The sequence below is a fragment of the Synechococcus sp. H55.9 genome, assembly GCF_047462355.1.
Taxonomy (GTDB): Bacteria; Cyanobacteriota; Cyanobacteriia; order Thermostichales; family Thermostichaceae; genus Thermostichus.
This window is the reverse complement of the sequence record NZ_JANSJB010000082.1, coordinates 4,988-12,432: the sequence shown is the minus strand read 5'-3', so window position 1 is coordinate 12,432 and position 7,445 is coordinate 4,988. Positions and strand designations below refer to the sequence as shown.

Here is a 7,445-nt window from a genome sequence, read left to right as displayed (position 1 = left end):
AAAGTCGGAAAAAGCTGTGGTTCAGGGTATCGATAACTAGCATGCGGCAGGAGTATCTTGACAGCTTTTGGCATGACGCAGCACTCTTGGTCGTTTTGCATCTGGAGTCAGCAGACCGTATTGGTTGCCCCATCCGTCGTAGCCATCGCGTACCTGGCGCGCGAACACATCAAGGCGCGGCCCTTCAAAATATTCCGCAATACGCTTGTAGAAGGAATCCGGTTTGGCGCTATGAGTTGTCGGAGTTTCTGTAAAGCAGGTCTGCATCTTACCAAAATGTTTTCGATCAAACACAGCCTTGCCCTTATATCCGAATAGAACGTGCTCAGTGGTAACTTGGTAAGGTCCAAATGGACATGGGCCAGTACGCTTATTCCATGTGATCATTGTATAGAAGGTGAATCCCCACGCTTCCATTAAGTCGAACGCTATCTTCAGGATGGGCTCTCCGGTGCTGCGATCCTTGCTATTGGTTGCCCACAACCACAAGAAGCTCTGCTCTTCCGCCCACAGGTTGATGGGTAACTTCATCAATTCTTCCTTGCTCATTGTGGGATAGTCCAGAGTTGTGGTTTGATTGGGACGAGCCTTGCGTTTGCCGGTTTTGCCTTGGTTCCAAGGTGGATCAACGACAAGAACTCGGTAGCGCTTATCCAGGTTCGTTGCGATGACTGAGGGATCGTCCATGGTGTGCGGGATCCCAGTTTTCTCGCCTGGCGCGCGGGCAGGCATCTGGTCTGGCGTTTTATCCAAAGAGCGCGGTGGGTTTTTTGTCATGCTATGGCTTCCGTGGGACTGGTGCAGATGAGGCACACGCCCTCGGCTTTGGGGATAAGCGTGTGGACACGGCAATTATCCTCGCTCGGGCCCCATCACAGCCTCACCGCTAAAGCGATGATAGAGCCTGTAGAAGCCCGTTTCAGCCCCAGCCAGATACTTTGCGATGCCGTTGGTGTGGGCCATGTTCCCAGAGGCACCCTCTGCAAGGGGGTAGGCCGTGGTGGAAGCAGGCGGCAGCAGCCAGAGAGCTGTGCTAAGATTAGGAACCATGATAGGTATTGTTTCAGGAGTTCTCCAAGCATGTCTGCAGCAATAGATATCGCTGATGCCACCTTCGAAGAAGAGGTGCTTCGCAGCGATATTCCGGTCTTGGTCGATTTTTGGGCACCTTGGTGTGGCCCCTGCCGCATGGTGGCTCCTGTGGTTCAGGAGATAGCTGAGCAGTATGCCGGCAAAGTTAAGGTTGTAAAGATCAATACTGATGAGAATCCTCAAACTGCCAGTCAGTACGGTATTCGCAGCATTCCCACTCTGATGTTGTTCAAAGGCGGCCAAAAGGTGGATGTGGTGGTCGGTGCTGTGCCCAAGGCAACTCTGACCACAATTTTGGAAAAGCACTTCGACACAGAAGATAAGCTGGGTAGCTCCGTACTTTAGTGCGCGACCAAGTTGCTGTGCTACGCTCTGCTCGTCTGCTGTGGTGAAAAACTCGCAAGGCCGATGAGCACAGGCGCCAGTAGGCAGGACTTCAAGGCTTTGTCTTGGCGTTTATGGGTTCACCTCTGGGCGGTGTAAGAAATCTCCTGACTACCGCTACGCAGAGGTGGGCCGATGCCTGGGCGAAGTAGCCGGGACAGGAGCCCAGATGTTTCGGAATGTAACTTTTGAGGTCTGGATGGGAACTTGGTTGATATTTTGTGCCGAGAACTCATTAGAGTGAATCTTAGAGAGCTTTGGATCCCAGCTTGACCGATTCAGTTTCTTCTCTTCTGCGAGAGGTTTTTTCCAGCGCTGAGACCCGCCTAAAGCAGTTGGAACATCACCCCAACCGGACAGCGTGGCTGCGGATTTTGCAGTCTTTGCAGCGCATGGGATCCCTGGAGCTAAGCCGCTTGGATGCCAAAATCTTGGCGGCCACTCTTGAGGACTTGGAACAGGGGTTTGCTGCCTTTCAAAACTATGTCCATCAGCGCAAGATCACCGTTTTCGGCTCGGCACGGCTGGGGCCGGAAAGTCCCGAATATCGTCAGGCCCAGTTGTTTGCCCACTGCATCAGCCAGCGGGGGTTCATGGTGCTGACGGGGGGCGGGGGCGGTATCATGGAAGCCGGCAATCGAGGGGCAGGGCTGGAAAACTCATTTGGGCTCAACATCCAGCTTCCCTTCGAGCAGATGGCCAATCCCGTCATTGCTGCCAGTGATCGGGTCATCAACTTCAAGTATTTCTTTTCTCGCAAGCTCTTCTTTGTCAAAGAAACCGACGCGCTGGTGCTTTTCCCTGGCGGCTTTGGCACCCAGGATGAGGCCTTTGAATGCTTAACCCTAATGCAAACCGGCAAAACCAAGCTCATGCCCTTGGTGCTGGTGGACAGAACAGGTGGCTGCTACTGGAAGGAATGGGATGAGTACGTGCGGGAGCACTTGCTTGGCCGCGGCCTAATCAGCCCAGAAGATCTTTTCCTCTACACCTTAACTGATGATGTGGGAGATGCCTGCCAGCAGATTGTCGATTTTTATCGCGTCTTTCACAGCAATCGCTACGTGCGGGAGCTTTTGGTCTTGCGCCTGAATACCAAACTCTCGCCCCAAGCTCTGGATACCTTGAATGAAGAGTTTGCCGACATTCTCGATGGGGGCCGGATCGAGCAAACCGAGGCCCTGCCGGAAGAAGCTGAGGAAGATATTGCCCATCTGCCGCGGCTGGTGATGCACTTTAACCAGCGTAACTTTGGACGGCTGTGGCAAATGGTGCGCCGGATCAACACGCTTCATCCAGGACAGCCGGATCCTCTGCAAATGCGCCCCGACCAAAAGTAGGTGCTGCCCTCACCCCCAGCCCCTCTCCCTGAGGGAGGATCCCTCACCCCCGGCCCCTCTCCCTGAGGGACTCCCTCACCCCCAGCCCCTCTCCCTGAGGGAGAGGGGAGTTGGAGGGGCGCGTTTGCGACAGCGTTGCGTAGCAATAACGGCATAACGAACCGTTTCGTTGCTATTGGATTTGAAGTGACTGGGGTAGGTTGATTGTCGGAAGGGATCCCAATGGGCCAGTTGTTTGTCAAAATCTGCGGGATCACCCGTCAGGATCAGGCGGAGGCCATTGCCGCGTTGGGGGTGAGCGCTCTTGGGTTTATTGCTGTGCCCGATACGCCTCGCTATTTGCCCCTACAGGAAATGGCCCGCTGGGTGGGATCTCTGCCCGGCCCTGTGGAAAAAGTGGGGGTCTTTCTGGATCAGGATCCCCGCGTCATCGCCGCCTGGGTGGAAGCGGTGGGCCTCACGGCCATCCAGTTGCACGGCCAGGAATCCCCCCAGGATTGTCGGCAGTTGGGGGAATGGCTGCCCGGGATCCGCCGCATCAAGGCCTTGCGCATTCGCCACCCGGCGGATCTGGAAGGGGCCAATCTCTACCGAGACTGTGTAGAGGGGCTGCTCTTGGATGCCTATCACCCCCAACAGGCGGGTGGAACGGGGCAAACCCTCAATTGGCCGGAACTGGCCCACCGATCCCTGCCCTTGCCTTGGCTGCTGGCCGGTGGGTTGAAACCGGACAATGTGCGGCAGGCCCTCAGCCACCTTCAGCCCAACGGCATCGATCTCTCCAGCGGTGTGGAACGCCGGCCAGGCGATAAAGACATCGACAAAGTCCGGCACCTGTTGCAGCAGCTCCGCTCCCAGGGGTGGGAGATCGCTTCCGGGTGGCCACTGACACATGATAGGCCGGATCCCTAGCGCAGGGACTGAATATCCAACCCCGGCTCAAACATCAGTTCTTTCACTTCTCCAAACCGGCCCATCACCCCAAGCTCCCGGTCGTTAAAGGTCACCAACACACCGCCCGCATTGCCGGTACGCAAAACAATCGATTGCTCCGCTTCCCAATTCAACTCGGCCCCTGGCTGTAAGGTAGCCTCGAAAACCGTTTGCCCATCGGCAATGACCCGCAACCAGGAGGGGCGCTCGACAACGCGGATGTCCAGACGCACCGGCTTGCGCCCCACTCCCCCTGAGTAGGCTTCCAATATCTCGGGAAAAACGCCTTGAATGCGCGTCCATTGGTCAAGGGTGGGAAACAGTTGGCGGGCCGTAGGCTGAGCTGCCGGCAGGGTGCGATCCGGAGAGTTGGCAGCAGGGGGTTGCTGGCCGGATCCCTCTCGGCCAATCCTCGGCAGGCTCACCAGCCAACGCCCAAAGGGATTGCCTGTGCCTTCCAAAAGAGCCGATAATCCCCCCACTGCCAGCACGACCAGCACCACATAGGCGACCCAAAGGTGGAGAGGGCGCAGGGCAAAGGCGGGCTGCCCACCAGCAGCCAGAAGGGGAGCAGATCCAGGGGGCGTTTTGGCCGATAGAAGTGGAAGAGCCTGCCGAGACAGGGCTTCGCCATCCAACCCCAAATAGTTGGCATAGTGCTTGAGAAACCCTTGCACATAGACCGGCTCCGGCAACCGGCTCAAATCGGCTTCCTCCAGCGCCTGTAGATACTGGGAGCGAATAAAGGTATCGTTGGCTACTTCGCTTAACGTCAGGCCCCGTGCCTCCCGTGTTTGCCGCAGCAGGGATCCCAGGGCTTCCAATCGCGTTAGCGGGACGGAGTCCTTAGAGTGTGCTGACTCTTGCATCGTTTGGTCACCTGTGGAAGAGAGGAAGCTGGTTTACAAGCAGCCCCAAATTGTCAGCAGACAAGAAGATACAGCCGCAAGCCGTTCTGTCCTTTTCTCCCCGTACCCAACATTATGAAGAAGGACGGGAAGAGAAAAAAGAGGCGATCTTGGGCAGAGCTGAGCTGTCGGCGGCGGCAAACGGGGCCAGCAAGGCCTGAACCTCTTGGGGATCCAACTGGCGGAACTGGCCTGCCCTCAGATTGCCCAGACGTACTGGGCCGATGGCTTCCCGATGCAAGGCCAGCACCGGATGCCCAAGCTGCTCTGCCACCCGCCGAATTTGTCGGTTGCGTCCCTCAAACAAAACTATCCTCAGCCAGGAGGAATCGGGATGCTTTCTCTGCCCGGAATCGGGGGCAGAACAAAACTCCACTTCCGCCGGCAGAGTGGTGTACCCCTCTAAGTCTACTCCGTCTCGCCACTGTTGCAGGGTGGCCTGGCTCGGATGTCCCTGTACCTGGACTCGATAGGTTTTGGGCAGATGGTAGCGCGGATGGGTTAGCTTCAGTGTCAGGTCACCATCGTTGGTGAGCAGCAAAGCGCCACTGCTATCGACATCCAGTCGGCCCACGGGATAGAGGCGGATCTGTCGGTTCCAGGGTGGGGGAAGCAGATCCAGCACTGTCTTGCGTCCCCAGGGATCCTTACAGGTGGACAAGACCCCCAGCGGCTTGTGCAGAAGCAAAACGTGGCGGGCCGGATCCCTGCAAGAGATTGGCCGCCCATCCACCTCGACGCAATCCTGTTCCGGATCAGCCTTAAAGCCCAGCTCGGTGACCACTTTCCCATTCACCCGAATGCGACCCGCCAGGATCCAGGCTTCCACCTGGCGACGAGAGGCCAAGCCCTGCTGAGCCAAAAGCTTCTGGAGCCGTTGGGGTTTTGCCATGGGGATTGAACGGCAAAAGCAGCAACCGAAGCTGAGGGTGCTAGGCAGCGGAGTCTTCGGGATTGGAGAGCCGGTCGGGCAAATCGACGGCATTGGGGGGCAACAGCAGCATTGCCGACTTCGACCCTGAGCTATCTCCTAAAGAATAGCTGAGGCCACAATCAAATTCTTCTGCCAGCCGGCAGACTTCCTTGAGATCTCCCACCGACCAGATGCTCCAACTGCTGCGAATCTGGTTATCTACCCACACTTCCACACGGTTGCCCTCGATGTGAATGATGCGCTTGGGGTTGATTTCTGAAACGCGGCCTGTAGACTCAGCCAAGGCCTCCGGCCCGCTGACGCCAACGGAAGATTTTTGCCTCAAAGCCCCCAGAGCAGCCATTAACTGCGGCAGAGCCAGTAAAAGGTGCTGAGTGGCTTGTTGGGGTTGCCCTTTCAAGCAGGAAACCAAAGCTTCGGCAACACTCTGGTTCAGAGCCTGCAGAGCTTGGAGAGGGGTGGCACCTGCCAGGGCGGGATCCGGTTGCAGTGGGCTTTGAACATCCATGAAAAGGCAGAAAAGGCATGGACAGAAACTTTACAGCCCTTTCGCAGGTTCGCTACAGCGACGCTGATGCCTTCGCGTTATCAGTGGGCGGCACTATTGCGACTCCCAGTTGGGATAGAGCGCTCTGGTGGTCGTTTAGGCGTGCCGCAGGCATTGATCCTGTTCAGGTAACCACGGGAAGGGCTGTGTAGTTTCTTCAGCCTAACAAATCCAAAAACTTCTCGGTGAGAAAACCTGGCTTTGACATTGTCCGCGTCGCCGCGAAGCCGTTGGCCATCAGGGTAGATTCTTTGCTCTCTTGTGCACAGCAGGCTGAGCTTTAGCGCAGATCCCCCAAGGTGGCACGAAAGTGGGCAGCCATTGTTGTTTGCTCAATTGTCTTCTTCACCCCCGGCGGTGTCCTCCATCGTTTCCTCAACCCCGGGCTCCTCCTGTTGTTGAGCCTCGGCAGGCGGTCTCAGTTGGTTGAGCAGGGTCAGAACCCGGGATCCCCGCTCCAAAGAGCGATCCTGCAAAAACACCACCGTCGGCACCCGTCGCAGGCCGAGGCGCTGGCCAATTTCCCGCCGCACAAAGGGAGTGGCAGAGGCCAGCCCCTCCATGGTCTGCTGCTGGGCCGCTTCATCGCCATAGATGCTGACGAAGATGCGGGCATTTTGCAAGTCATTGGAAACCTCGACATCCACAATGCTGACCATGCCCGCCCCCACGCGGTCATCTTTGATCTCCGAGAGCAGGATTTGGCTGACCTCCCGTTTGATCAGCTCGGCTACCCGTGCCACCCGTCGCGCTGTCGCCATTTTTGGATACCTAGGTTACCGCTCATCCGCAAACCGGCTCTGGCCGGTGTGGAGCAGAGTCCTCGTCGGCTCGATCCCCAGAACAGTAGCCGATGCTACGAGCATCTCTCTCTTCTACCTTTATCTTGAATCCATGTCCACCTTGCCTTGAGTATGAATACCTAAAGCCATCGATGGATGGATGGAGACGTGATGATCAAGACGCCAGAGGCCCTGCGGCGCTCCATTGAGCAGTTTATGCTGAATGTCACAGAGCCGCTTGACCCCTTGCTCTCCCTGAAGCTAACTCAATTGGTGGTGATGTTGGGGGATACAGCTTATGCAATGGGGTACAGCGATGGCCAACAAAAGCCAGATGAACGCTGCCGCTATTGTCCCAGCCGGCTGCTCGACCGTCCAGAGATTTGACAGAGCCCTTTAAGGTTCTTCATAGTCTAGCTCCTGGCTGTCCAGGAGGGGGGAATGAGTTGAAAGGGGTGGTGGGAACCGGCCAAGATGGGATCCCGTCCCTCAGTAGCCTATGACTTCCCCGGTTTTGATTTGGCA

The 7,445-nt window shown here is 56.8% G+C and carries 9 protein-coding genes and 1 pseudogene; 4 read left to right on the top strand and 6 right to left on the bottom strand.

Annotated features, from left to right (window positions below; all coding sequences use genetic code 11):
* Positions 1-36: 36 nt before the first annotated feature.
* Positions 37-777, bottom strand: a complete 741-nt coding sequence (locus NW857_RS10345; protein WP_414335000.1) for an MT-A70 family methyltransferase — start codon at positions 775-777, stop codon at positions 37-39.
* A gap of 303 nt (positions 778-1,080) precedes the next feature.
* Between NW857_RS10345 and trxA the strand changes: the two genes are divergently transcribed.
* The 3 genes from trxA (at position 1,081) to NW857_RS10330 (ending at position 3,728) form a co-directional block, all read left to right on the top strand.
* Positions 1,081-1,437: a thioredoxin gene (gene trxA / locus NW857_RS10340; protein WP_414334999.1), complete on the top strand. Its 357-nt coding sequence runs from the start codon at positions 1,081-1,083 to the stop codon at positions 1,435-1,437.
* Positions 1,438-1,745: 308 nt separating this feature from the next.
* A complete protein-coding gene (locus NW857_RS10335) occupies positions 1,746-2,816 on the top strand; it encodes an LOG family protein (RefSeq protein ID WP_414334998.1) in 1,071 nt (356 codons plus the stop codon).
* A 222-nt stretch (positions 2,817-3,038) separates the two neighbouring features.
* The gene (locus NW857_RS10330; protein WP_414334858.1) at positions 3,039-3,728 is read left to right on the top strand and encodes a phosphoribosylanthranilate isomerase; all 690 of its coding nucleotides are present in this window, start codon (positions 3,039-3,041) and stop codon (positions 3,726-3,728) included.
* On the opposite strand, the gene NW857_RS10325 is transcribed toward NW857_RS10330, so the two are convergent.
* The 5 genes and pseudogenes from NW857_RS10325 to rbfA form a co-directional block, all read right to left on the bottom strand.
* Positions 3,725-4,387 (bottom strand): DUF4115 domain-containing protein, encoded by a 663-nt coding sequence (locus tag NW857_RS10325; protein ID WP_414334859.1) that lies wholly within the window; start codon positions 4,385-4,387, stop codon positions 3,725-3,727. The genes NW857_RS10330 and NW857_RS10325 overlap by 4 nt on opposite strands.
* Positions 4,385-4,618, bottom strand: a pseudogene (locus tag NW857_RS10320) (helix-turn-helix domain-containing protein); the annotation flags it as partial. The gene NW857_RS10325 and the pseudogene NW857_RS10320, both read right to left, overlap by 3 nt.
* Before the next feature lie 112 nt (positions 4,619-4,730).
* A complete protein-coding gene (locus tag NW857_RS10315; protein WP_414334857.1) occupies positions 4,731-5,549 on the bottom strand; it encodes a pseudouridine synthase in 819 nt (272 codons plus the stop codon).
* Between the two features lie 40 nt (positions 5,550-5,589).
* Positions 5,590-6,099, bottom strand: coding sequence for a hypothetical protein (locus NW857_RS10310; protein ID WP_414334856.1), 510 nt, complete (start codon positions 6,097-6,099; stop codon positions 5,590-5,592).
* Between the two features lie 371 nt (positions 6,100-6,470).
* The gene (gene rbfA / locus NW857_RS10305; RefSeq protein ID WP_414334855.1) at positions 6,471-6,899 is read right to left on the bottom strand and encodes a 30S ribosome-binding factor RbfA; all 429 of its coding nucleotides are present in this window, start codon (positions 6,897-6,899) and stop codon (positions 6,471-6,473) included.
* A gap of 192 nt (positions 6,900-7,091) precedes the next feature.
* Between rbfA and NW857_RS10300 the strand changes: the two genes are divergently transcribed.
* On the top strand, positions 7,092-7,307 hold the full coding sequence (locus NW857_RS10300; protein ID WP_414334854.1) for a hypothetical protein: 216 nt from the start codon (positions 7,092-7,094) through the stop codon (positions 7,305-7,307).
* Positions 7,308-7,445: the final 138 nt, after the last annotated feature.